Genomic DNA, 23,187 nt, shown 5'->3' with positions numbered 1-23,187 from the left:
ATAAACTTTAAGCAGTAGGACTATAAAAAGATTGCCTTTTGTCTTAATGAAGGTATAAGACAATAAATACACATATTAGAGTTCATTTCACTTAAACTGACTAATATATAGCCATTATTAAGGCCCATACAACGCCATTAACTTCATTATGTTGTTATTTTCCAGTTCGACCAGGAGAGCGAAAAACGTGCTAAAAAATAGGTATTCATTTCTTTTTTAACGAGCAGATAAACAAGCTGGTGGAAGCAATTATATTTTTGGGAATTGAAAAATGGATTTAGGGTTAAGAAAAGTGTCATCTGGCTGACAAAAGGAAAAACTAAAGAAAAAAACAAATAGGATAAAAGGAAAACTTTCAATCCTGTTGCCCTGTAATTTTTTCAATAATCTCTTCCAGCGTTAGGAGTTCCTGTTCCCCGGATACCATATCCCTGAGAGTCAGCTTGCCTGCCTCGAGTTCTTTTTCTCCGACTATGATCACGTAATCGGCGTTGATGGTGTTTGCATAGGAAAGCTGAGCTTTAAAGTTGCGCTCCATCAGGTCTATCTGGACAGGCAAGTAATTTCTTAATTCGCTTGCAACCTTTACGGCTTCGATGTGGGTTCCTGGCTTTGAGACCAGTACAAGGTTTTTGGACGCCGGCGGTACGAGCGGGCATATCTCCATAATCCTGTCAAAACCTATCCCGAAGCCCGTGGAAGGAACGTCTCCACCTCCGAAAAGCTTTATAAGCTGGTAAGAGCCCCCCCCGCAGACCTGCTTCTGAGCCCCCAGGCCTTCGGCATAAACCTCAAATACCATACCCGTGTAGTAGTCAAGTCCGCGGGCAATCCCGAAATCAAGTGAATAATCAACTCCGTACGCATCAAGAAGTTTAAGGGTCTTTTCAAAGCTTGCAAGCTCAGGGATATTCCCGACTATTTCTTTTACCTTAGGGAGAATGTACTTTCCTTCAAGGTGTATCAGGCGAAAGAGGTCGGACTTCAACTGTTCTTCTGCCCCGATTTCCTCAAGCAGAGCTTCAAGGCCTGCATACTCTTTCTTATCCACAAGCCTCATGACCTTGCTTACAACCTCGGGTTCAAGCCCTTTTAAGAGCGTACGGATCACTGCAAGGTTTCCAAGCTTCATGTCGCCCTGAATACCCACAGCTTTTAACATGGCACCGGCAAGGGCAATAACCTCGGCGTCCGAGTCGGATTTTCCACTTCCGATGAGTTCGACTCCGAATTGCCAGAATTCTCTGAAACGGCCTTTCTGGGGGCGTTCGTAGCGGAAACAGTTTTCAAAGTAGAATAACTTCAGCGGTTTGGGGAAAGGCTGAAGTTCGTTTACATACAACCGCATGACAGGAGCCGTAAGTTCCGGCCTGAGGGTCATATCCCTACCCCCCTTGTCCGTAAAATTGTAGAGTTCCCCTATTATGCCTTCCCCGGACTTAAGGGTAAAAAGGTCCAGATGTTCAAACGTGGGCGTAATGATCTCACTATAGCCCCAGTTGCGGGCAACATTTCGCATAACACTTTCCACGTACCTTCTCCGGGCAGAATCTGTGGGTAAAAAGTCCCGGGTCCCTCTTGGCCTGTTAACTGTCATTTTTTAATGCACCTGATATATCGAATTTAGAGAAATATTGAAATAACGGAATATACTGAAGACATGATCTGCTGAATACCCAGCCATCTTTTGGGAAAAATCATTATATGCATTCCACAAACATGATATAAATTCTCGTAAATAGCCCGTATTCCTATAATTGTAAGGGATTTATATACTTCTCTTCAGCCATCTGGATGGATTAGTCAAAAACAAGCTATTTTACTTTTTCGTTATTTACCTTTCACAAATAGAAAATATAAACACATATAGAAAATATAAACACATTTTGGCAGATAAAAAACTGAATTCTGCAAAGGACAAAGAACATAAGAAATATATTTTTTATTTAAAATAAAGTATAATGGATTCCAGATAGCAGAGATTTCGCAATCAAATAACAACAAAGCAAATAAAGGCAAGTTTAAACCGGCTAATATAATAAACAACTTAATATACAGGATTCGCGCTAAATATTTGCGATCAACGTGTCAGAGCAAAGAAGTGTACCTTTAAGGGAGCATCTGTTAGCCCTGAGGCCCTGTTTACATGGAGGGCTAATCCAGGCAACTTCGGAGATGTACGGGATCCCCGAAAACGAAATCCTCGACTTCAGTGCAAACTTTAACCCTCTCGGAAGTCCTTTTGACTCTCCGGAAAGCGGGATAAACTTTGACAAAATAATTAGTGAGATTCGTACGAAACTCCTGGAATACCCGGACAACAGGTATCTGGAGTTCAGGGAAGCTGCAGCCAGATTTGTAGGTCTGGGAGTAAAACCGCAAAATATTATTCCCGGCAACGGTTCAACGGAAATAGTCAGGCTTGTAGTCGAATCTGTGGTCGAAAAAGGAGACAAGGTCCTTTTACCCTGGCCTACTTTCGGAGAATATGAAATGCAGTGCCGGGTCGTGGGGGCAGAACCGGTATGCCCTTCACAGGAAGATGTAAATACCCTCTCTGATGAGCTTCTGGAAGAAGCAAAAATCCTTTTTATCTGTAACCCGAACAACCCCACAGGAAAGCTCCGCAGCAGAGAAGAGCTTAAATCCCTTGCAGAACGCTGCAGGGAACATAAAATCCTTCTTTATGTTGACGAAGCCTTTATTGAGCTTTCCGACCCATCGCAGAGCGTTGCAGACCTTCCTGCAGACAACGACTACGTTTTTGTCATGCGCTCCCTTACTAAGGATTTTGCAATCCCCGGGATCAGGATGGGCTTTGGGATAGCTTCTCCGGGTATGGCTGATATACTGAACACGGCAAGGCTGTCCTGGAACCTCGGAGCTATTGCAAACGCTACCGGAGTCGAATTTCTGAATATCGAAGGCGGGATTGATAGCCCATACCTGAAAAATGCCAGAGAGATGATCCTGAAAGAAGGGGAAACGCTCAAAGCCAAAATTGACAGGATAAGGGGCTTTGAAGCCGGGGAAGTGAATGTTAACTTCATCTTTGTCGATATAAGCAAATTCATGCTTAACTCAAGTGAATTGACTGCGCGCCTTGCAGCCCGCGGAGTCCTCGTCCGGGACTGCGCCTCTTTCCACGGCATCGGAAAAGATCACATAAGGGTTGCGGTCAGGACCGAAAAAGAAAACGACAGGCTCATTGCTGCAATCGGGGAAATCATCACCGAATGGGGGCGGGAACAGGCAAAGAACGAACTGAAACACGTGATCGAAAAAGCCAGTGAAGAAGGTATAGGAGGCAGAAAGACCTGCGAATATTACCCCTGCCACTTTGAAGGCCAGAACTGCACCTTCTGCTTCTGCCCGTTTTATCCCTGTGAAAACGAGAAAACCGGGGGAAAATGGATCAAGAGCTCAAGAGGCGGCAAGGTTTGGAGCTGTGTTGACTGTCACCTTGTCCATAAAAAGGAAATTGCCCAGAAAATCCTTGACTGCCTTATGCAGGAAGGAGATACGGACGAACTTGTAAAAGTAGCCTGGAAAAAAGTGATGGAGCCTATCTTATGATCATCCCGGACAGCGGGCACCTTGCGCTGGTACTCCTGCTTGCCGCATGCATAGATGTCGTCTTCGGGGAACCTCCCGCTGCTGTTCATCCCGTTGTCTGGATTGGAAAATTAATCAACTTTTTGAAAAATGCAGCCCCGAAAACCCACAGGAAACTTTACGGAACTGCAATGGCTCTTTGCTGCGTTTTTTTTGCTTCTTTGCTAGGCTATTCCGTCCTCTATATTACAGCCCTTCCGGGGATTCCTGGTTTTTTAGCTCTCCTTATAGAAGCCTACTTCCTGAAAGCCACCTTTGCAATCAACTGTCTGCTGAGCCCTGCCAGGCAGATATATAAACATCTTGAAGAGAACCAGCTGGAGAAAGTCAGGGAACTCCTTCCGATCTATGTAAGCCGGAACACCTCCAAACTGACAAAAAACCAGATGTCTTCGGCAGTTGTGGAGTCGGTATCAGAGAACTATGTGGACGGCATACTGAGCCCTATTTTCTATTACGCCCTTTTCGGAGAACTCGGGCTTGTGGCTGCCTACGCCTTTAAAGCCATAAGCACCCTTGACTCAATGGTAGGGTATAAAACCAAACCTTACAGGGAACTCGGATATTTCTCTGCAAAGTCCGATGACGTATTGAACTGGATACCGGCACGGATTTCAGTAATCTTTATCCTTGTTGCAGCCGTTACAGTATCCTTATTCTCCGGAAAAGGAAGAAAAATCAATCCATTCGACAGCGTAAAAACCGCTCTCGAAGACGGGATGAAGACTCCGTCCCCCAATTCAGGCTATCCGATGGCTGCTACTGCCGGAGCTCTTGGAATCAAACTTGAAAAACCTGATACTTATGTGCTGGGAGCCTCTTACCCTCAAACCGAAGTAAAAGATATAAAACGGGTATCCCAATTAATAGCAATTGCTTCAGGGTTTTCACTTGTTGCTTTTGTGGCAGTGATCCAGATAACGGGAATTCACCTTTATCTTTGATCCTACATACCTTTGTGATCTGATTTACCCTCATAATGGGAGACTAACTTACAGGATTCCGACCAACCCGGATATGTGAAAGTCCGGGAAACGACCGGATATGTCCGACAAGTGATGCCGGAAGCAGTAAAACCCATTGGGTTAACCGGCATAAAAGCTTAAAACCTGTTTGTCATTTAGTCGTAATCATTTCAAGATGACCCATCAAAATAATTTAACAAAGCCAAACATAAACGTTTTAACAACCCCGGAGTGATCAGTATGAAGTTATCCGATATTGAGGAAAGGGACCTGAAAAAAGGACAGCCTGAGAAAATAGAGGAAAAAGCTATCATCGATATCCTTGATGTCCTGGCTGAAGAAGGCATCAGTGTCCAGGACCTTGCGGACACTGCTCTCGAAATGTACGTCCCTCACCCGGGACTTGAGACCAGGGAAAAAGCCGAAGCCCTGTTTAAAAGAGAACTCAAATTCGCTCTTTCGGACCCGAACCTCTGCCTCCTGATTTATTCCGGAATCCTGCTGGAGAGAGAAGGCAGAGCCGGAAGCCTTCCGAACCTCAGCAAAAGTTCCTATGAAAAAGACCTGAGTTTCATAATTGCAGACGAAGTGCTTGGCAACAGCATCGCAAACTATATCAGCGGCTCTAAAGGGACATTCGAGTTTGTCAGGTATGACAAAATAAAACCCGGAATCCTTGCAAACCTTGGGCCTTTCATGGACGACGTGATAGGCGGCCTTATCGGAGGGGTCTCCTCCAATATGTATTCAAGAGGGATGGCAGAGTTAGAGAGGAAAGACTGAAAAACAGGCGGTAAATAATGAATTCATACTTACTTGCGCTCAAGTCGGGTTTTGGTTTCCTTACCACGATCCCTGTTGGAATCAGCATGGAAGGGATCGACGAACTCATGAAAAAAATCTACTTTTACCCTGTCGTGGGAGCCGTACTCGGGCTCCTCATTGGGGCAATTGCATACATAGGACAATTGATTATCCCGGGTCCCGTCCTGGCAGCTCTTATCATGGGGTCTGTATATTACTTTACAGGGTTTAACCATCTTGACGGGGTCACTGACATGGGAGACGGCTTTATGGCCCACGGGTCCCTTGAGAAAAAAATCAAGGCTTTAAAAGACACAACCCTCGGAACAGGAGGAGTTGCTTTCGGCATGCTTGTACTTCTCGCCCTTTACGGATCCATAAGATCGGTTCAGGACGAAGGCATTACCGCCTTTGGTTCCAACCTTCCGCTTCTTATGTTCGCATCCATGTTTATAGCGGAAGTCAGCGCCAAACAGTCCATGCTAACAATTGCAGCTTTTGGAAAACCACTCCCACGACCGGAAAATCAGGCATATCCCGGCCTCGGGGAAATGACAATAAACGGAGCAACCCGAAAAAACTTCCTGATAGGATTTATTTTCGGAGCGTTTGTATGCTTCCTACCCTTCGGACTGATAGGGCTGATTCCCTACCTGGCAGCATGCATCTCGGCTCTCGTACTCCTTAACAGGAGCTATGCCCACTTTGGAGGCCTGAACGGCGACGGAATCGGAACGGCTAACGAGATTGGAAGGATAACTGCCCTGATAATTATTGCAGTTATCCTCAAACTTTCATTAAATACTGGAGGTCTGGAATGGACGCTATTGTAATGGCCGGAGGGTTCGGACAGAGGCTTGGAATGGGGGAAAAGCCCTGTGTTGAACTGCTCGGAAAGCCACTTATTTCCTATGTGATTGATACCCTCAGATCAACAAAAAGTATAGACAATGTTTTCGTAGCGGTCTCCCCCGTTACCCCGAAGACCGAAATAATGATCCAGGAACGCTATAAAGGTGAGGTCCAGGTAATAAGGACCTTTGGCGGGAACTATGTGGGAGACATGATCCATGCAGTGGAGACTTCAGCGACGACGGGCCCCGTTATGATTATCATGTCCGACCTACCCCTGATCGACTCCGAACTTATTGAATCGGTAATCAAGAAATACAGGGAAGAAGGAAAGCCGGCACTTTCCGTTTATGTCCCGCTCAATGTCTGTAAGGGAGCAGGGACCAGGCCGGACACCGTATTCAACAAGGATGGAAAACTTATCGTGCCTGCGGGAATAAATATCCTTGACAGTTCTCAAATCCGAAACGAACAGGAAGACTTTAATCTGATACTTGATAATCCCAGACTAGCAATAAACATAAATACCGTTAAAGACCTGCAACGCTGCAAAGACTTGCTGCAGTGCTCAAACTAAAATTTGCTAGAGGTGTCATAGATTCTATCCTTAAAAAACCTGATATTGAGCCGTGATGGAAAAAAAATTCTGCGTGGAGTAAACCTCGAAGTAGGAGACCGTGAGATCCACAGCATCATCGGCGCAAATGGCGCGGGGAAAAGTACACTTGCCTATACCCTGATGGGGCTCCAGGGCTATGAGCATGAGGAAGGCGATATCTTTTTTGACGGCGAAGATGTTGCCGTACTTTCGATAACCGAACGCGCAAGAAAAGGCATAACCCTTGCCTGGCAGGAACCCGCCCGCTTTGAAGGGCTGAAAGTCAGGGATTACCTTGCAATAGGGGCAAGAGGCAATGGCGGCATTACGGAAGAGGAGATAAAAGAAGCCCTCTGGAAAGTTGATCTGAAACCTGAAAAATACATTGACAGAGAAGTAGGCGAGGCGCTGAGCGGGGGCGAAAGGAAGCGAATAGAGCTTGCCTCCATCATCACCATGAGGCCGAAACTTGCAATCCTTGACGAGCCGGACTCCGGAATTGACGTGGTCTCCTTAAAAGAAATTGTCTCCCTGATCCGGGCGCTCAAAGAAAACGGCTCTTCAGTACTCGTAATTACACACAGGGAAGAAATTGCTGCCGCCTCGGATAAAGCATCCCTGATGTGCGAAGGGGTAATCCTCAGGAGCGGGGACCCCATAGAGATAAGCGAATTTTTCAAAAACAGATGCATACCCTGTGACAGCCGGGTATCACCACCGAAGGTGGTCTGAAAAATGACTCAGGTTACATTGAATACGCTTTCCAGAGAAGCAGAAGACATAACCTCGGCCTACACAGCAGCAGGAGGGGACGCTTCAGTCCTGCATAACCACGGGCTTTCAAGTCTTGTGATAAGCGGGAACAAAGTGCTCAGTGCAAATGCGACCGAAGGTGTAGTGCTTGAGAAGAAAGAAACCGAACACGGTGTGGACATAAAACTAACCATCAAAAAAGGATATAAAATCCCCCTGCCTGTCCACCTCTGCTTCGGACTGGTCCCTAAAGACGGAGTGCAGGAAATCAATATGGACTTCGTAGCCGAAGAAGACTCGGCTGTGGAACTTATCGCCCACTGCACCTTCCCGAACGCTGAAAAGGTTATCCATAAAATGGATGCTGAGATGCTTATCGGAAAGAACGCATCCCTGAAATACACCGAGACCCATTTCCACGGCCCTCACGGCGGAATTCAGGTACTCCCGAAAGCCCACATAAAAATAGAAGAAGGGGGCAGCTATTACACGAACTTTTCCCTTATCTCCGGAAGGGTAGGGTACCTGGAATTCGATTACGACGTGGACGCCGAAAAAGACTCGATCTGCGAGATGGTCACCAAGGTCTACGGAAAAGCGGACGACAAAATAAAAGTCCTTGAAAAGATCGCTCTTAATGGAGAAAACGCACGCAGCGTCATAAAAAGCCGGATTGCCATAACCGACAATGCAGAGTCCGTATTCAGGGGAATAACCGAAGGACATGCCCCCAGAGCTCGCGGACACGTTGACTGTATGGAGGTCATCCAGGGCAATGCAAAAGCTGAAGCTGTACCGATCGTCAGGGTGGACAATCCTCTTGCCAAGGTCACGCATGAAGCTGCTATCGGCTGTGTGGACAAAAAGGAAGTCGAAACCCTTATGGCCCGCGGACTTGAAGAGGACGATGCAATAGATATCATAGTAAAGGGAATGCTGGCTTAAAAACTGCATTCTATCCATTTTTATTCAAATCAAACGTTTTGTAATGGATTTTCAGCCAATCAAACAATTTATCAGGAAGATTTAGAGATCTCAACAATGGATGGAGGTGGAAAGTGTGGGTGGTGAAATAATCATCTCTGAGAAAAGGTATTCGGAAAGAAACCTGCAGCTTATTACCGGAAAAAAGGATATAAGTTTACATACGATGGATATTCCAGAAGAAATGTTGCTTTTAAGTGAAGCCATCGAAGACCCGAAAAAACTTCCTTACCTGCTGGAAACCTTTCATACTGCGCAGATAAAGAACGAAAAAGCTTTTCATTTTGCCCTGCTCAGGGTCCAGGTCGATTCGGATATAAGGATGCATGAAGACATCCAGAAATACCAGCAAAGAAAATACGTTGCCGAAACTCTTGAGAAACTGCTCTACGGAGAACTTATGCTCTCAGTTGGGGAGAACTCGGGACTTGAAGACGACTGAACTGGCTGCAGACAAAACTCACCTATTTGTACCGAAATTTTTGCAGGTTTCTTGCCGGCACGTAGTCAATATTAAGCAGTCTGGTCCTCTTTCAGAAACTTATTCTATCCGGAACCTTACAGGCGTATATTTTATTCCCCGACTCTATTTAAATTTCCGACTTTGTTTAAACCCCGGCTTTTCTTTCCTGTATATTTTTCTTTCCTGCATATGCCACTATTTTCCAAAAAGATAGAAGATATAGAAATAATTTTTAAAATGAAATTAATATATTCATAGGAAATATATTAAAATTGAAAAATAAATCAGGAAAAATAAGATATTTCACGGGATTCCAGGGGAGATGCGGTGTCTCTGGTTGTAACCGCGGCCCTGATTACCCCATATAATGCACTTACAGTTATGCTGGCTCTCATGCTCTGGAATGGAGTGCTTGGAAAATTCGGAGAACTGGGCCGGACACTTAAGGAATTTCATCCCTGTTCCAAGTGGTTCTTCCTGGCCTCGATCTTCGGAGGAACCATAGCAATTCTCGGCTCATTTATGGCCATGGACTTTATTGGCGGAGCGTTCGCAGCCGTTTCGGGCCTTCTCTACCCGGTGATCGGACGCCTGCATAAGGTACGTATAAGGAGGGAAAGAGGAAAAAATATGGTACAAACGGCAGCCGCTATGGAAGCTTACAATGCATACCGGGCTAATTCCTTTATCCCGGCAGCGGAAATAATGTGGATGGTTCTCATCCTGATCCTTGCAGTTATTGCCCTCTGGCAGGCAAGAACCTTTGTCTCTCGGTTCTGAAGAGATCAGAAGAATTTGAAAACGGCGAAATTTGAAATAAGAAGAATCGAAACTGATGAAATTCGAAACCGGATTACAGGACATACCAGTCAGTGTCGTCCACGGAAATGTCTTCCTTTAAGCCGACTTCCCGCCTGGGAAGCCCGAAAGCATCAGTGATTGCATCGGAGAAGTCCTGCAGGTACTCTTTAGAGGAGAGACTGTTATAAATGAAGGGTTTGTTGGGCTGGATCATCCTCTGAATGGTTGATTCCCTCGGGACAATATCCACTTTAATGTCCACCATCTCCAGGGCTTTTTCCATTGCAGTCCGAAAATCCCCGATACAATAGGCTATCCTATGCCTGTAGTTTGCCCTTGTCTTTTCAAGATAGGCAGCAATCCTTTCACTTTCTATTTTTATGAAATCTCTCTTGATTTTCGTTACATTACATTTTCCCATCATGAAAGTGTAGTTCATGAAAGGGTACTCGGTATCAAGTTCCCGGGGGGCGATCCCGCAGGTCCCGAAGGTCACTATATGTACGCCCTCTGGATTTACGAGCCCGAAAATTATCCGGTCAAATTTTTTATGAGAAGGGCTTTCATGGTAAGGCTTTCTCTTGGCGCAGGGAACGAAAATACATAGCTCCCTTAAAGGAGCTTCATACTCATTGATAACCCAGTCATTGGCTCTTACCATATCAGGATGGTAAATTATTCTCTCGGTATCGAGAGGCTCTTTGGAACGTTCCTCTTCGGGGATAATGGGCTTCATAAGACCTCAGAGCCTATTGAGTCGGGAAATTATATATAAAATTAACTAAGCAGCTTTCCCTTATAGTTGTTATTTTTTTGAAAACAGCCAGAAAGGATATAATGGAATACTTAGCAGATATACTGAACAGATATTAACGGACAAAAAAAATTGAGTTTAAGAGAAATAAATAAGTTTATAAATATATTCACCAATATTGGTAGTATAATAACACATAATTATACTTAACACAATTGGGAAATATGCTTTTAAAAAGCAGTTCGGAAACCGGTAAAGGGTTTTCTTTTTTATGAGCATCCTTAATCCGCCTTAGATAATTTCCTAACGTGCCGGCCGGTATCCTCAAAGCTCAAAAGAAATTTTAAAAAATAGGGTGAACCGTCACCAAATAGTGGTTTTATGGCGAATTCTATTCACGAGATGATCAGAGCAAGCTTCAGATGCGAAGACATGGTAAAATGTGTACTCGGGCTGAAGTCCCTTGACATCGATGCATACAAAGCTCTACTCATGCATGGTCCCCTGACCGCAGAAAAATTGGGAGAGATACTCAACAGGGAAAGAAGCACCGCATACCGTTCCCTGCAGAACCTTATAGCCTGTGGAATAGTTTACAGGGAAACACGATCCATTAACAGTGGGGGTTACTACTACGAATATGTAGCTATCGAACCCCAGGAAATGAAACAGATGGTAAAGAAAAACGTTGACGAATGGTACAGCCAGATGAACGAGCTGATCGAAAAAATGGATGACAAAGTAAGCGCTCTCGTCATGCGTATGGACGATGAGGAAAACTGAAGATAGAAATTTAAAGTAAAAGTCAGACCGAATAAGGTTCGGCCAGATTCACTGTTTTAACTCTTCTACAAAATCTCCCATTCTCTCGATTGCTTTTTTTATGTCATCAAGAGACGCCGCATAAGCGCACCGCAGGAAACCTTCACCTGCTTCTCCAAAAACATCTCCGGGAATTGTAACAACCTTCTTTTCCTGCAGGAGACGTTCCGCAAAGTCAGAAGAGGATAGGCCCGTATCCCCCACATAAGGGAAAGCATAAAAAGCGCCTCTGGGGTTGCAGCATTCAAGCCCTATGCTGTTAAACCCTTTTACGATGAAACGCCTGCGCCGGTCATATTCCCGGATCATCCGCTCCATTTCTTCATTACCATTGCGCAGGGCTTCAATTGCGCCTACCTGAGCAGTAATGGGCGCACAGAGCATGGAGTACTGGTGGATCATCATCATAGAATGGATAATATCCTGAGCTCCCATTGCAAAGCCCAGTCTAAGCCCTGTCATTGCATAAGCTTTGGAAAAGCCGTTCAGCATGACAGTCCTTTCCTTCATACCTTCAAGCGATGAGAAAGGAACATGGTTGCCTCCATAAGTCAGGCATTCGTAAACCTCGTCTGAGATAACAAATAAATCGTTCTCAACAACAAGGTCAGCGATATCCTCCATTCCCTCCTGTTCCATGATTGCGCCAGTTGGGTTGTTTGGGAAATTAAGGACGATTGCCTTCGTTTTGCTGGAAATTGCAGGTTTCAGAGCTTCTGCAGTAAGGCTGAAATCGTCGTCCCTGTGAGTAGAAACAATAACAGGCTTCCCTCCTGCCAGAATCACAGAAGGGATGTATGCCACGTATGAGGGCTGAACCACAATTACCTCTTCGCCGGGATTGATCACGGCCCTGATTGCTATGTCAAGCGCTTCGCTTACTCCCGTGGTGACAAGGATTTCGGATCCCGGGTTGTAGTCCAGACCGTAGCGTTTGTAATAGGTTCTTGCAAGTTCGTCTCTGAGTTCCGGAAGTCCGTAGTTTGAGGTATATGAAGTCTGCCCTTTTTCGAGCGAGTGGATACACATCTCACGGATATGCCAGGGAGTAATGAAATCGGGTTCTCCTACACCCAGGGAGATAATATCCTCAAGTTCGGAAACCAGATCGAAAAAACGACGTATTCCTGACGGAGGGATACTCTTTACAGCTTCCGCAACGAATTTTGAAGGATCGCATGGAGGTCTCAAGCAAACACCTCTGTAAAAAATTATGTGAATTAGATAGATGTAAAACGGGATAAGGTGGATCGGACCTTAAACGGTTTCACATTAAAACGAGACCGGTAACCTCTTAATAGACTCCGGTTCGTGAAGGATTACTCCGTCTTCTTTATAGGTCTTCAGCACGAAATGTGTGGCCGTACTCTGAACCTGGTCAAGGGTAGCGATTTTTTCTGCCACAAAAAAAGCCACATCCTTCATTGACTTCCCCCTGACGGTAAGGGAGATATCGTAGTCCCCGGACAGAAGCCTGACAGACCTGACTTCCGGGAACTTATAGATCCTTTCTGCAATTGCCTGGTAGCCCTGATTACGCTCGAGAGTGACCTTCAACTCAATTACGGCGTAAACATAGTTTTCCCCGATCAGGTCCCAATCAACTATAGTCTTGTAGTGCCGGATAACCCCTGTTTCTTCAAGCTTTGCAATCGTCTGGGAAACTTCATGTGCAGACATTCCTGTAAGGGCTGCAATTTCTTCCGGACTTGCTCGGGCATCATTCTCAAGAACTTCCAGTATATGTCGAATCATTTCGTCCATGCTGATCACCGGCACAAAGTTTAGGGAAAATGGGCACAGAACCCCTGATATGGGGTCAAGGCTCTCTTCAATTACTCAATTAATATAGCGTTTACAACTCCGTCCTGTCCGGGTCTGCTTGTAACTCTGGCAGTGCCCATGGGAGTCCTTATAACGGAACCTTTTGTCAGAATATTACGCCTGACATAGTGCTTGTTTGCAGTGTTGTCAATTACGGTCTCAATGGGTGCGGTAACTGTCTTTCCGTCCTTAGGATTGGTCACGTTTGCAACATTGGACTGGAGAAGCCTTACTTTCCTGTTGCCGCCCATAGTAGGAACGTTCTTTCTTTTTATTTCGCTGATACGGGTTTCCGCAGATTCGCGACCCATTTCAAACTTGCGCTTTCCGCGGGCAGCAATAACTTTCCCGCCGGTAGCTTTTCTTCTTGAGCTGCCTTGCCATCTCATTATTAAAACCTCATTATTTTATTGAAATTTAATCAGATTTAACTAAATTTAATCAAGTTAATGTTAATTTCAATGCTACATAAGCTGATTTTGACGGAACCTTAAATGATCCAGATAGTAAATATCCCGTAATCCTGATCTTGGTGATCCTTTTCAGGGCATAAGCATACCTGTCAGTAGCTTAATTGCTCTGCTAATATATTAATGTATTAACAGGAGTACCCTAACTAGCATATTTGCTATGGACTTAGCAATACGAATAGAGATGTATAAGAACTTTGCGATCATGCCGCAGGAAAAGCCTTTTACTTCAAGATAAAACCTGCTAAAGGAGGCCGAAGCTGAAAAAGAAGCATATGAAGAAAATAAAGCCCCTGCAAAAAAGAGATTCAATACGCAGGATACAGAAAAATATATATGTAGAATTTAATAAAAATAAAAGACGAGAACAGGTTAAGGTACAGACAAAATGAGAATCTCATCTCCAACAATACATTGAAAGTCCTTCAGCTTCCGGACGAGCATACAGATTACAGGAGATATAAACAATGGTTACTGAACTTTCACTCAATACCATATGTGGACACACAACAAAAATTATTGCCACGAAAGAAGGCAAAAACACGCACGTGCATATAAAAACAACCTGCGAAAAACTCAGGAAATGGGGCACACATTTCGATATGGGCATGAAGGACCTTATGGGCGGCCCTGAAACCCTGCTTGCCCAGAAAATGGCTGAAGCACCTCTCACTCCCACCTGCCTCGTGCCGGCTGCAATAATGAATGCCTGCTGGCTCGAAAACGGCATGATTTCTAAAAACCTTGCCAGGGAAATGGGAAAAATGGAGATCATTTTTGACAAACTTGAGTGAACATTTTTTAATTTTCCCAATTTACTCTTTTTTCTGATAAAGTTAGGAAGTTAAAAATAGAAACTTGATAAAAAATAAAGAGTACTGCCAAAAACCTCCATTAAGGATCAGAACTCGTGAATATTTATATCAAATAGGGTTGTGTATAATTTAGTCAAAACTCAACAAACATACATATACGATAAGTAAGTAATATATGTCTATTTCTTACAGGATTCCTTTCAAAAAATACACTAGGAGTTATGAAAATGGATTTAAAAGAGATCAACAATATCGGACTGGAAATGGTCGAATGCCTTAAACTCGATACCTCCCCGGTTGCAGTAAAACTGGTTCCAAAGGGAGAAGAAATTCCCGAAGGGATTAAGAAAGCAGATGCGACCATGAGACACTGCCAGTTCGTAGATCGCGTGAGAAAAAGCGGAGAGGAATTATACACTCTAGGAGAGGACCAGATGTGCAAAGGCGGAGCAGCTGTCATGGGCCTCGGAACTATGCCCCCTAAAGTCGCAAGTGGAGAATTTTATTACAAAGGTCTAAAGCAGTTCAGCACCCAGGAAGCTGCAAAGCTCACAATTGATATGGTCCCGACCCTGGCTCCTGACACTACAGAGGCTATCCTGTATTCGCCCCTTGAGAAGACCACATTCATGCCGGATGTCGTACTTGTCATCTGCAACCCGAAGCAAGTAATGCTGCTCACCCAGGCTTATATGTACAAAACCGGAGGCAGGCTTGACGTCAGTTTCGTAGGCAAACAGAGCCTCTGTTCCGACGGTGTGGTGCAGGCTAAACAGGGTGAAATAGGAGTTACAGTAGGCTGCAGTGGCAGCAGGCTATACACCGAGATTTCAGATGATGAAATGACAATGGGTATCCCAATCGGATTCCTCCCTGACCTCGCGGCCGGACTCCGGGAAATCTGCCCCAATTAAAGCAAAATCCTCAGCTTAAATTAAGACATAAATTCCTCCATGCCCCAAGCCCCTAATTATAGAGCAAGCCTTTATGGGGCGAGTCCTGATCAGATATGACATAACAGATACAATTGTTTGCCGTGTCATATTTGAGAACTATTTTTTTCTTCCGCTTTCCTCAATAACCACCCTTACAACCGATTTTTCTGCAGATCCAACCAGCCTGTTTTAGTTCCGAAAATAATGCTCACACCTGACCACTCAAGCCTCTGTCACCATAAAAAGCCATGCACAAATTAAAAGAAAACGTTCGCGCTGGACTGTAAAATAGATTGAATAAATCATCTCAGGCCTTCTTGAGTAGAATTAAGTGCCCATATGATAGTAGACATGTTATAAATGATTTTTTACATTCCATTTTTTAATCAAGATAACTCCATTATGAAAAAGCCGCGCTGTAAGCGCGGTAAATTTCCGTGAAGACGTCTAATAAGGTTGTTTTGTTTCCTCTAAACCTACAAATCGTTCTTCCTTTTTTACATCTATCAACAAAAATCTATAGCCACCACTACCGTTATTCAATCCTTTTCCTCATCTCTCCTCTCCTACCAGGTTACTTTATGTCGGGACTTGGAAAGGTTTTTTATTCTTTTCTACCGACCAAATAATCCTTATCATCTTTTTAGCTGCCGCACAAAGTGCAGTATTGTAGTGTTTCCCCTCACTTATTTTCTTCATGAAATACTGCTTTATCACCGGATTATGCATCTTTGCTTGCACAACAGCTCTCCCCAAAACCCATCTTAACAATCTTGATCCTCTTTTGTTAGGTCCTGAAATAACTTCCTTGTTCCCAGACTTTTTTACTTTTGGATCATATCCTGCAAAAGCGACTATCTGGTCTGGATGTTGAAAGTTCTCCACGTCTCCAAGTTCCGCCCAGATCATAGCCGCCATTAAATCACTAATTCCAGGAATTGTCTGAAGGTAATGCTTATCCTTCAACGTTTCCCAAGCAGCCAAAATCCTGGTTTCCACTTCTTTTATCTGGCTTTCCATGTATTCAATCACGTTAAGCAAGGACTTGACCTCAAATAATAAAGCCTCCTCAATAAAGTCAGGAGAAATTGAATCTTTCGCCATTTCTAAGAGTTTTCTTGTTTTCTCAGGACTGTAATGATTTCTGCTCGTTTTTTTCATAAAACTCATAGAGCTTTTCCTCTCCCATTCCAAGCATATCTGAGGGTCTTTGTACTTCATTTAGAATGGCTATAGATGTTTTAGTGAATATGCTGGAAAACATCTGGTCATATCGGGGAAAGATAAGATGTACGTTACGTATTAACCGCTTCTTTAGATTAGCCACATTTGATTTCAACTTGAAATGGAATCCACAGTATTCTTTCAATTCCATTCTTTTTTTATCGCCATAACAGGTTTTTGGCGCCTCCCCAAATGGAAGTATCGCAGCAATTGTTTTTGCATCGATTTTATCGGTTTTTGATCCCCTAATGTTGACCGCTGCAAACCCCTTTACCTGAGAAGGATTGTAGGCATGAATTTCATAGTGTTTTGAAAGTTCCGAATATATGGCATACCAGTATATTCCCGTAGCTTCCATTCCAATCCGAGGAATTGAATTTAATCTATTAGATACTGATTCCACACGTTCTATGAATTTCTCGATACTGCTTTTTAAATTCTTGATTTGGATATACCTTCCAATCTGTTTACCCTCATCGTCCAAAATACAGGCTTCATGAGCATCCTTAGCGATATCAATACCGATGTTCAAATACATTTTTTGATCCCCCACAATACGATTTTATAGGCTGGAGACCAAATATGGGTCTGCTCTCTACAGATCGTAAGCTCGTGGAAAATCGCCAGACTCTGTGAGCACAGAGCTGTAACATGTTAAATTGCCGGAGAGCCGTAGGAGTGAGGGTGGTAGTCTAAGATAGCCGGACAATGCCGTAAGTCCTAATAACTACCCTCCCAGCCTACGTTTGTTTTTATGAAAATGCAGCAATAAAAGTATGCTGCAATTATCATTTATACGAGTCCTCTTGAACAAAAACGGGCATGAAATCCTTCGAATTACAGGCACAAAGAAATGAAAGTAATTAAAACACTTTCATGCCAAATCACTTAAAAATCCATAAATTAGTCTGAATTAGTCTGCTTGAGCGAGCGAAGCGAGTGAAACAGACCTCGTGCTCCCGAAGCGAAACTCGGGAAGCGAAACTCGGGCAACAATGGATTATTATACCAAAAGAGAGAAGAGAAGAAAAATGACCTCTTACATAGCAGACTCGGCAGTCTTTATAATGGGAAACTGCAACGTGGACAATTCGTTGCTTATTACCGTCCCTTCGGTTGTGGACGAGTTGAAAAGCAAGGATTCCGTGCTCCGTTTTGACCTTGCAAAAGAGGAAGGGCTGAGGGTGGAATGGCCAGAACCGGAAATGGAAAAAGAGGTTCGGGAAAAAGCTGAACAGACCCGGGACTCAGAAGAGCTTTCAAAAACAGATCTGGAAATTCTTGCAAAAGCACTTGAGCACAGGGAGAAGGCTGTACTGCTCACGGATGATTATGCAGTCCAGAATGTTGCCGTACAGTTGGGGATTCAGGTCAAACCGGTTGCCCAGAAAAAGATAAAGGATGTACTTATCTGGCAAAAGCAGTGTATTGGTTGTAAAAAAACCTTTGAAAAAGGGGAAGAATGCCCGATTTGCGGTTCACCTCTGAAAAAAAAGAGAAAAAAAAGACTTAAAAGCAAGAGTCATAAGGAAAGCTGAAGAAAAAGATATAACGCTTGATAGTGTAATAATGTCTTTAACTGAGAAAAGATAACCTTGAATTAAAATTTTTCAGGCAGTAATTCCAGGCAGTATTCGTAAGAAGAACTGCAGAAATCGGCCGGAAATACCGCCAGACAAAAAAATTTCAGGTGGGAATGGAGGCATGAAGAATATAGAAGATCTGATTCAGAAAGCTGTGGAACTGCAGAACAACGGACTTGTCACCGGCCAGATTGCCGATGAGCTTAATGTCTCAAGAGAAACGGTTACATGGCTTTTAACCCGCTCAAAAAAAGAAGTAGCAGTCCCAGCTCCGAAAGACATTTCCGTAAACTGGAGCAGCATAGGGAAAAGCGCTACAAGGCTCCACTATATCTCACTTGCACTCTGCGACATGGTGCTTGAAACCCTCGAAAAGACAAACGCAGAGGTAGATGTGGTAGTAGGCGTTGCCGCAAGTGGAATCCCCCTGGCAAGCATGATGGCAAACGAACTGGGAGCAGACTTTGCCCTCTATCATTCCCGGAAAGGACAGGATGTTGTCCAGCCAGGCCAGAAAGGGACCATCAGCAGAAACTTCGGAAGCGTTGCGGGTAAGAACTGTGTAATCGTGGACGACGTTATTACAACCGGTTCCACCACTATGGAAGTAATTGAGCAGCTGCGAGAAATGGGCGCAAAACCCAGAGTTGTAGCTGTTCTCGTGGACAAAAAAGGCGCAGATACGATTGCCAATGTCCCTATCCAGTCCCTTGTAAGAATCGTGCGCGTGGACTGACAGATAAAACAAGGACCGAAAGTAGAAACAATTTACTTACAAGGAAAGCCTTTCCAGAAGAAAGCTTTCCCAAAATTTACCTATTTTTAAAGAGATCCAGAATGAATTAGCCACGGGCATCAAAAATATACGGGACAAAACAGTGTTCGGAATGATTAGGGGGTAATGGATGAAAGACAAGGTTCCTTTAGAAACAGTATACAAAGAAAGTCCTCCCACCTGGCAGGAGTATTCCCGATTATTCTCAAGTACAGGCTGGACGCAAATCCTGGAAATTTCCGAAGATGACCTGAAGAAGGTCTTTGAGAACACCTGGTACTGGACAACCGCATATCAGGACGGAAACATTGCCGGTGTCGGGCGCTTGCTTTCGGACGGTGCCCTTTACGCGTTGATCTGTGACATAATAGTGATGCCAGACCACCAGAATAGGGGAATCGGAACTGAGATATTAACCCGGCTAGTTAAAAAGTGCCAGAAATCAAATATCAGGAGAGTCTGGTTATTTGCGGCTCCCGAAAAAGCCCGGTTCTACGAAAAACATGGCTTTTTTATCCGTCCGAATGAGGCTCCGGGAATGCAACTGGGGGAATTCGAACTTACTTAAAAAGGATTCAGGAGTAGAGAAGGAAGAGAGGATGAAAAAAGGCCTATTAAAGCCTATTTAATGCTCAACTTCCGTAGATGCTATCTTTTCGGCAAGCTTTGACAATACCTCGGTTCTCATCCCTTCTACAAACTTAATGCTGCCCACAACAAGGTGTCCACCACCGCTGACTCCGGCTCCTTTCATTTCCTCATGGAGCTCTCTGACAATACGAGGGATGTTCATCAGTACACCTTTTGAGCGGATGACTGCAAAGTCCGGACCGTATCCAATTGTAACCACGGGCTTGTCCGGGTTTCTCTTGCAGAGCACGTCGTGCACTTCTCCGGAGGTTTTGCCTGGTGGAGGAAAGGTAAACTTCTGGGCATAGTTTTCGACATCGATCACATTCATGATGGCGCCGTTTGCCAGTTTATGGGACTTGACATTAAAGAGGCAGGTCTCAAGCTGCTCCTTTATCATGGTGTTTGCCTGTTCGCAAAGCAGGGAGACCAGATTTTTATGGACTTTATGGTCTCCCAGATCCAGTATATCGTCAATAATCCCCTTTCCACTGCTGAATTTAAGCCAGAACTGCTCATAATCAAGAGCAAGGGCCATATTTTTCAATTCCTCAAGGGTATAACGATCCGAGACAAGCGAGATATACCTTTCGGCCTCAGGAGCCTCAGAACGGTCTCCTACTGCCGAAACCGCCGGAAGGTGCTTTATGGTATCGCTGATACCGGGATTAATCATCCGGGCGACTTCCGCGCAGAGCATGCCTGCAGTAACCCCGAAGTCGCCTCCCACATGAGCAGGGTTTGCGTGCCCTATAAGGTACTGGTCAACAATGTCGTCCGGGTGGTGATGGTCAACGACAAGCATATCTATGCCGTAGACCCTGGCCTGCCGCATTGAGGGTACGTCTTCTTCGGTTGAGCCGTTGTCCACCAGGATCACGAGAGGCATCTTCTGCCCGTGCCTGGCATAATCCTCAAGTGCAAAGGAAATATCCCTTGTAACATCCGCTAGCTCATAAAAAGGAGCTTTGGAAGGAGCCCGTTTGTAGAAATAGTATTCCGCATCTGCCCCACCTATTTCCGTAATCAAGGGAAGGATTGCTCTTTCAATGGCAATTGCTGAAGTGATCCCGTCAGCATCGGCATGGTGCCTGAGGATAATGGGTGTTGAATGGAATATTGCTTTTTTGATTTCCTTGGCGACATGGAGCATCCTGGGTTTGAGTCTCTCCATAACGGCACTTTCGACAAGGAAAGGAATATCAGCAGGCGCTGCTTTTTCCTCAATCACCTTCTCGACCCTGAACTTGACAGCAGCTTCCTTTTCACCGGTCAGCAGTTTCATGCTCATGACTTCAATCTGGACCTGCTCGTCCCTCGGAGTCACCTCTCCGGTAATCGATACGATCATCCCTACATCGATGTGGGGATAGGACCGTTTCCCGGCACTCTCGAAAGCCGCGCAGGGAATAAAGCCTCCTTCATCGCTGATGGTGAAGATGGTAGGCCCGCTTGTCTGCTTAACCTGGATTACCTCTCCTTCGATCCGGATGAGCCTGCCCTTCATGCTGGTATCTATTTCGGAGGAATTCTTAAGTGGGAGCTCTTTTTCAAGCTCGATAGTCTCGTACTTTGTTAGCGTCTTCGGGATTAGGTCCAGTTTTCCTCCGGCTTTGATACTTTTCACCAGGACGATTACAGCCTCCCCGACTTCTGGAGGGACCCCAACGTTACTGGAATGCATAAGCCCTCTCACGTGAGGGTTCAGGTCCACAAAGACCCCGAAAGAAGCGATGCTGCTCACTATGCCGTGGTAAAGTTTTCCTGCTTCCACATCTTTAAGGTCGCAGGATTCATCCAGAGCGTAAACGTGCTGGGAACGTGCACAGGAACTGCAGATCTCGTTCTCTGCCTCCTGCGGATCATGAATTCTTACCCCACAAACTTTGCAGGTATAAATCTTTCCAAGCCCTTCGCAGGCTTCACAGGGTCTGGTAACTTCAATACTTCCCTTACCTTTGCATTTCTCGCATACTGCACCATTTTTCAAGAAACTGTCAATATCTTTTTCTGAAATTTTCATGAAATCAACTGACTTTGACTTGCCTTTTCCCTTACACAAAGGGCAGACTTCAGTTGAAATAACCTCATAGCCACGTCCGTGGCAGTCTGGACATTCCTTACTCATTAATATCAACACCAGTGGTCCTTCCGAACCTGCGTTTTCTTACTCTCACGATTTTATGGAGTAAAAAAGTTCACTTTAAACTCACAGAATATTATGCTTTAGACTGTATTATGCCTGTGACTAACATTTCAGTCTACTGGCAACGGTATAACCTTTATCGGCCCGGTAATCAGCGCCTATCTAACTCGGTATCCGCCTGCAAAGTTCCTGTATTTCAGTCCAATATCTTCTGTATGCCAGATATAAGTATTTGTCAGCAGGTAATTTTGCACAGCGTTTGAAGAGGTCAAACTTCGGATTTTTGAGGCGCTATCCATCACTTTCATACTATTAAGAGATTCAAAGGCAGGGACTGCAGCCCATGAAAAATCAGAATAGAGACCTATAGTAAGAACTTATATAGATCCACAGATATTTCAAATAGATGACAGAATATAAAAATTAACTTATGACTGTTTACTTTATTTACTTTGCAGAAGTTTTTTAGTAAAAGTTCTCAATAAAGAACAATTAATTAATATTAAACCAGGTTTAAAAATTAATGGATAGGAGGGCATAAAATTATGGTTGGTATTGAATTATTGCTTCCTGTATTAATAATTGTGATATTAATATTTTCACAGTCCATAAAAATGGTGAATGAGTATGAAAGAGTTGTAATTTTCAGGTTGGGTCGCCTCAGTGGCGTAAAGGGACCAGGACTGTTCCTAATTATTCCTTTCGTTGATAGAGCCCTGAAAATAGACCTGAGAGTTGTTGCAATCGATGTCCCCAAACAGGCCGTTATCACGCGGGACAACGTCACGGTCGAAGTGGACGCCGTTGTTTACTACAAGGTAGTAGAGCCGGGGGCTGCAATTACACAGGTCGAAAACTATATGTTTGCAACTTCAACCCTCTCCCAGACCACACTTAGAGACGTGCTGGGCCAGATGGAGCTGGACGAACTGCTTTCGGAAAGAGAGAACATCAATAAGCAGATTCAGGAGCTACTGGACACTTATACCGATCCTTGGGGGATCAAGGTTACCGGTGTGACTATCCGGGATGTGGCTCTACCTGAAACTATGAAGAGAGCAATTGCAAAACAGGCTGAGGCCGAAAGAGAAAAACGTGCCAGGATCATCCTTGCCGAAGGAGAATATCAGGCTGCTGAAAAGATGAAAGATGCTGCAATTCTTTACCAGGGGGTTCCGACTGCCATCAAGCTAAGAGAGTTGCAGACCCTTGCCGAGATTTCCAGGGAGAAAAACCTGATCGTGGTTACACAACAATCTCAGACCCTTGAAACCGGAAACATAGCCGCTCTTTCTAAGGCTGTGTCCGGAAATTCGCAGTTTATGCCCGGAAAGAAAGAACAATAAGTCCGAAAAGAACATTAAAAGGAAATAA

Annotated in this window: 23 protein-coding genes and 1 pseudogene; 16 read left to right on the top strand and 8 right to left on the bottom strand. The window is 44.4% G+C overall.

The features are described 5' to 3' along the window. Window positions 1–355: 355 nt before the first annotated feature. Entirely contained in the window at window positions 356–1,597 is a 1,242-nt protein-coding gene (gene hisS, locus MSSIT_RS04410; protein ID WP_048170354.1) for a histidine--tRNA ligase, read from the bottom strand. Between the two features lie 488 nt (window positions 1,598–2,085). On the opposite strand from hisS, the gene cobD reads away from it, so the two are divergent. The 9 genes and pseudogenes from cobD to MSSIT_RS22850 all read left to right on the top strand — a co-directional run. Continuing rightward, the gene (gene cobD, locus MSSIT_RS04405; protein ID WP_048170352.1) at window positions 2,086–3,576 is read left to right on the top strand and encodes a threonine-phosphate decarboxylase CobD; all 1,491 of its coding nucleotides are present in this window, start codon (window positions 2,086–2,088) and stop codon (window positions 3,574–3,576) included. Continuing rightward, window positions 3,573–4,559 carry a cobalamin biosynthesis protein gene (locus tag MSSIT_RS04400; protein WP_048170350.1) on the top strand — a complete coding sequence of 329 codons (987 nt, stop codon included), beginning with the start codon at window positions 3,573–3,575 and terminating at the stop codon, window positions 4,557–4,559. Before cobD ends, MSSIT_RS04400 begins: the two co-directional genes overlap by 4 nt. A gap of 261 nt (window positions 4,560–4,820) precedes the next feature. Then, window positions 4,821–5,363 carry an alpha-ribazole phosphatase CobZ gene (gene cobZ / locus MSSIT_RS04395; RefSeq protein ID WP_048170348.1) on the top strand — a complete coding sequence of 181 codons (543 nt, stop codon included), beginning with the start codon at window positions 4,821–4,823 and terminating at the stop codon, window positions 5,361–5,363. Window positions 5,364–5,380: 17 nt separating this feature from the next. Next, window positions 5,381–6,217 carry an adenosylcobinamide-GDP ribazoletransferase gene (gene cobS / locus MSSIT_RS04390; RefSeq protein WP_048170346.1) on the top strand — a complete coding sequence of 279 codons (837 nt, stop codon included), beginning with the start codon at window positions 5,381–5,383 and terminating at the stop codon, window positions 6,215–6,217. Continuing rightward, window positions 6,202–6,813: an NTP transferase domain-containing protein gene (locus MSSIT_RS04385; protein ID WP_048170343.1), complete on the top strand. Its 612-nt coding sequence runs from the start codon at window positions 6,202–6,204 to the stop codon at window positions 6,811–6,813. Before cobS ends, MSSIT_RS04385 begins: the two co-directional genes overlap by 16 nt. A 45-nt stretch (window positions 6,814–6,858) precedes the next feature. Beyond that, on the top strand, window positions 6,859–7,566 hold the full coding sequence (locus MSSIT_RS04380; protein WP_048170341.1) for an ATP-binding cassette domain-containing protein: 708 nt from the start codon (window positions 6,859–6,861) through the stop codon (window positions 7,564–7,566). A 3-nt stretch (window positions 7,567–7,569) separates the two neighbouring features. Next, a complete protein-coding gene (locus MSSIT_RS04375; RefSeq protein ID WP_048170339.1) occupies window positions 7,570–8,532 on the top strand; it encodes a SufB/SufD family protein in 963 nt (320 codons plus the stop codon). A gap of 115 nt (window positions 8,533–8,647) precedes the next feature. Beyond that, a complete protein-coding gene (locus MSSIT_RS04370; protein WP_315968696.1) occupies window positions 8,648–9,013 on the top strand; it encodes a hypothetical protein in 366 nt (121 codons plus the stop codon). Window positions 9,014–9,346: 333 nt separating this feature from the next. Beyond that, a pseudogene (locus tag MSSIT_RS22850) lies at window positions 9,347–9,628 on the top strand (hypothetical protein); the annotation flags it as partial. A gap of 259 nt (window positions 9,629–9,887) precedes the next feature. Here the strand turns inward: MSSIT_RS22850 and MSSIT_RS04360 are convergent. Continuing rightward, entirely contained in the window at window positions 9,888–10,571 is a 684-nt protein-coding gene (locus MSSIT_RS04360) for a DUF5591 domain-containing protein (protein WP_048170334.1), read from the bottom strand. A gap of 399 nt (window positions 10,572–10,970) precedes the next feature. Here MSSIT_RS04360 and MSSIT_RS04355 point away from each other — a divergent pair, with 399 nt between their 5' ends. Beyond that, window positions 10,971–11,372 carry a helix-turn-helix domain-containing protein gene (locus tag MSSIT_RS04355; protein ID WP_048170331.1) on the top strand — a complete coding sequence of 134 codons (402 nt, stop codon included), beginning with the start codon at window positions 10,971–10,973 and terminating at the stop codon, window positions 11,370–11,372. Between the two features lie 48 nt (window positions 11,373–11,420). Here the strand turns inward: MSSIT_RS04355 and MSSIT_RS04350 are convergent, their stop codons facing one another. The 3 genes from MSSIT_RS04350 to MSSIT_RS04340 form a co-directional block, all read right to left on the bottom strand. Then, entirely contained in the window at window positions 11,421–12,602 is a 1,182-nt protein-coding gene (locus tag MSSIT_RS04350) for an aminotransferase class I/II-fold pyridoxal phosphate-dependent enzyme (RefSeq protein ID WP_048170329.1), read from the bottom strand. Between the two features lie 81 nt (window positions 12,603–12,683). After that, window positions 12,684–13,175: an Lrp/AsnC family transcriptional regulator gene (locus MSSIT_RS04345; protein WP_048174498.1), complete on the bottom strand. Its 492-nt coding sequence runs from the start codon at window positions 13,173–13,175 to the stop codon at window positions 12,684–12,686. Between the two features lie 71 nt (window positions 13,176–13,246). Then, complete coding sequence (locus tag MSSIT_RS04340) at window positions 13,247–13,624, bottom strand: 30S ribosomal protein S8e (protein ID WP_048170327.1); 378 nt, start codon at window positions 13,622–13,624, stop codon at window positions 13,247–13,249. A gap of 548 nt (window positions 13,625–14,172) precedes the next feature. Between MSSIT_RS04340 and MSSIT_RS04335 the strand changes: the two genes are divergently transcribed. Together MSSIT_RS04335 and MSSIT_RS04330 are read left to right on the top strand one after the other, a co-directional pair. Beyond that, window positions 14,173–14,499: a DUF6951 family protein gene (locus tag MSSIT_RS04335; protein ID WP_048170325.1), complete on the top strand. Its 327-nt coding sequence runs from the start codon at window positions 14,173–14,175 to the stop codon at window positions 14,497–14,499. Between the two features lie 248 nt (window positions 14,500–14,747). Next, window positions 14,748–15,434 (top strand): DUF169 domain-containing protein, encoded by a 687-nt coding sequence (locus MSSIT_RS04330; RefSeq protein WP_048170323.1) that lies wholly within the window; start codon window positions 14,748–14,750, stop codon window positions 15,432–15,434. A 600-nt stretch (window positions 15,435–16,034) separates the two neighbouring features. Here the strand turns inward: MSSIT_RS04330 and MSSIT_RS04325 are convergent. Together MSSIT_RS04325 and MSSIT_RS04320 are read right to left on the bottom strand one after the other, a co-directional pair. Next, window positions 16,035–16,625, bottom strand: a complete 591-nt coding sequence (locus MSSIT_RS04325) for an IS110 family transposase (RefSeq protein ID WP_048170321.1) — start codon at window positions 16,623–16,625, stop codon at window positions 16,035–16,037. Continuing rightward, the gene (locus MSSIT_RS04320) at window positions 16,582–17,217 is read right to left on the bottom strand and encodes an IS110 family transposase (protein WP_048170319.1); all 636 of its coding nucleotides are present in this window, start codon (window positions 17,215–17,217) and stop codon (window positions 16,582–16,584) included. Before MSSIT_RS04320 ends, MSSIT_RS04325 begins: the two co-directional genes overlap by 44 nt. 493 nt (window positions 17,218–17,710) lie before the next feature. On the opposite strand from MSSIT_RS04320, the gene MSSIT_RS04315 reads away from it, so the two are divergent. The 3 genes from MSSIT_RS04315 to MSSIT_RS04305 all read left to right on the top strand — a co-directional run bounded on the left by MSSIT_RS04315 (window position 17,711) and on the right by MSSIT_RS04305 (window position 19,605). Further along, window positions 17,711–18,217 (top strand): NOB1 family endonuclease, encoded by a 507-nt coding sequence (locus tag MSSIT_RS04315; protein WP_048174497.1) that lies wholly within the window; start codon window positions 17,711–17,713, stop codon window positions 18,215–18,217. 166 nt (window positions 18,218–18,383) lie between these two features. Then, the gene (locus tag MSSIT_RS04310) at window positions 18,384–18,998 is read left to right on the top strand and encodes an orotate phosphoribosyltransferase-like protein (RefSeq protein ID WP_048170317.1); all 615 of its coding nucleotides are present in this window, start codon (window positions 18,384–18,386) and stop codon (window positions 18,996–18,998) included. A gap of 169 nt (window positions 18,999–19,167) precedes the next feature. Continuing rightward, window positions 19,168–19,605: a GNAT family N-acetyltransferase gene (locus MSSIT_RS04305; protein WP_048170316.1), complete on the top strand. Its 438-nt coding sequence runs from the start codon at window positions 19,168–19,170 to the stop codon at window positions 19,603–19,605. A 57-nt stretch (window positions 19,606–19,662) separates the two neighbouring features. On the opposite strand, the gene MSSIT_RS04300 is transcribed toward MSSIT_RS04305, so the two are convergent. Continuing rightward, a complete protein-coding gene (locus MSSIT_RS04300; RefSeq protein WP_048170314.1) occupies window positions 19,663–21,795 on the bottom strand; it encodes a DHH family phosphoesterase in 2,133 nt (710 codons plus the stop codon). A gap of 563 nt (window positions 21,796–22,358) precedes the next feature. Between MSSIT_RS04300 and MSSIT_RS04295 the strand changes: the two genes are divergently transcribed. After that, window positions 22,359–23,159: a slipin family protein gene (locus MSSIT_RS04295; RefSeq protein WP_048170312.1), complete on the top strand. Its 801-nt coding sequence runs from the start codon at window positions 22,359–22,361 to the stop codon at window positions 23,157–23,159. The last annotated feature ends 28 nt before the right edge of the window (window positions 23,160–23,187 follow it).

It is taken from the genome of Methanosarcina siciliae T4/M, assembly GCF_000970085.1.
Taxonomy (GTDB): domain Archaea; phylum Halobacteriota; class Methanosarcinia; order Methanosarcinales; family Methanosarcinaceae; genus Methanosarcina; species Methanosarcina siciliae.
Note: the sequence above shows the minus strand (reverse complement) of the source record. Positions and strands in the feature narration are given on the sequence as shown.

Bases quoted from the DNA above. Each gene is read 5' to 3' on its own strand.
- cobS (WP_048170346.1), top strand. From the start codon at position 5,381: ATGAATTCATACTTACTTGCGCTCAAGTCGGGTTTTGGTTTCCTTACC.
- MSSIT_RS04375 (WP_048170339.1), top strand. From the start codon at position 7,570: ATGACTCAGGTTACATTGAATACGCTTTCCAGAGAAGCAGAAGACATA.
- MSSIT_RS04330 (WP_048170323.1), top strand. From the start codon at position 14,748: ATGGATTTAAAAGAGATCAACAATATCGGACTGGAAATGGTCGAATGC.
- MSSIT_RS04360 (WP_048170334.1), bottom strand. From the start codon at position 10,571: ATGAAGCCCATTATCCCCGAAGAGGAACGTTCCAAAGAGCCTCTCGAT.
- MSSIT_RS04345 (WP_048174498.1), bottom strand. From the start codon at position 13,175: ATGGACGAAATGATTCGACATATACTGGAAGTTCTTGAGAATGATGCC.
- MSSIT_RS04355 (WP_048170331.1), top strand. From the start codon at position 10,971: ATGGCGAATTCTATTCACGAGATGATCAGAGCAAGCTTCAGATGCGAA.
- cobZ (WP_048170348.1), top strand. From the start codon at position 4,821: ATGAAGTTATCCGATATTGAGGAAAGGGACCTGAAAAAAGGACAGCCT.
- MSSIT_RS04385 (WP_048170343.1), top strand. From the start codon at position 6,202: ATGGACGCTATTGTAATGGCCGGAGGGTTCGGACAGAGGCTTGGAATG.
- hisS (WP_048170354.1), bottom strand. From the start codon at position 1,597: ATGACAGTTAACAGGCCAAGAGGGACCCGGGACTTTTTACCCACAGAT.
- MSSIT_RS04335 (WP_048170325.1), top strand. From the start codon at position 14,173: ATGGTTACTGAACTTTCACTCAATACCATATGTGGACACACAACAAAA.
- MSSIT_RS04320 (WP_048170319.1), bottom strand. From the start codon at position 17,217: ATGTATTTGAACATCGGTATTGATATCGCTAAGGATGCTCATGAAGCC.
- MSSIT_RS04300 (WP_048170314.1), bottom strand. From the start codon at position 21,795: ATGAGTAAGGAATGTCCAGACTGCCACGGACGTGGCTATGAGGTTATT.
- MSSIT_RS04305 (WP_048170316.1), top strand. From the start codon at position 19,168: ATGAAAGACAAGGTTCCTTTAGAAACAGTATACAAAGAAAGTCCTCCC.
- MSSIT_RS04400 (WP_048170350.1), top strand. From the start codon at position 3,573: ATGATCATCCCGGACAGCGGGCACCTTGCGCTGGTACTCCTGCTTGCC.
- MSSIT_RS04295 (WP_048170312.1), top strand. From the start codon at position 22,359: ATGGTTGGTATTGAATTATTGCTTCCTGTATTAATAATTGTGATATTA.
- MSSIT_RS04310 (WP_048170317.1), top strand. From the start codon at position 18,384: ATGAAGAATATAGAAGATCTGATTCAGAAAGCTGTGGAACTGCAGAAC.
- MSSIT_RS04325 (WP_048170321.1), bottom strand. From the start codon at position 16,625: ATGAGTTTTATGAAAAAAACGAGCAGAAATCATTACAGTCCTGAGAAA.
- MSSIT_RS04340 (WP_048170327.1), bottom strand. From the start codon at position 13,624: ATGAGATGGCAAGGCAGCTCAAGAAGAAAAGCTACCGGCGGGAAAGTT.
- MSSIT_RS04315 (WP_048174497.1), top strand. From the start codon at position 17,711: ATGACCTCTTACATAGCAGACTCGGCAGTCTTTATAATGGGAAACTGC.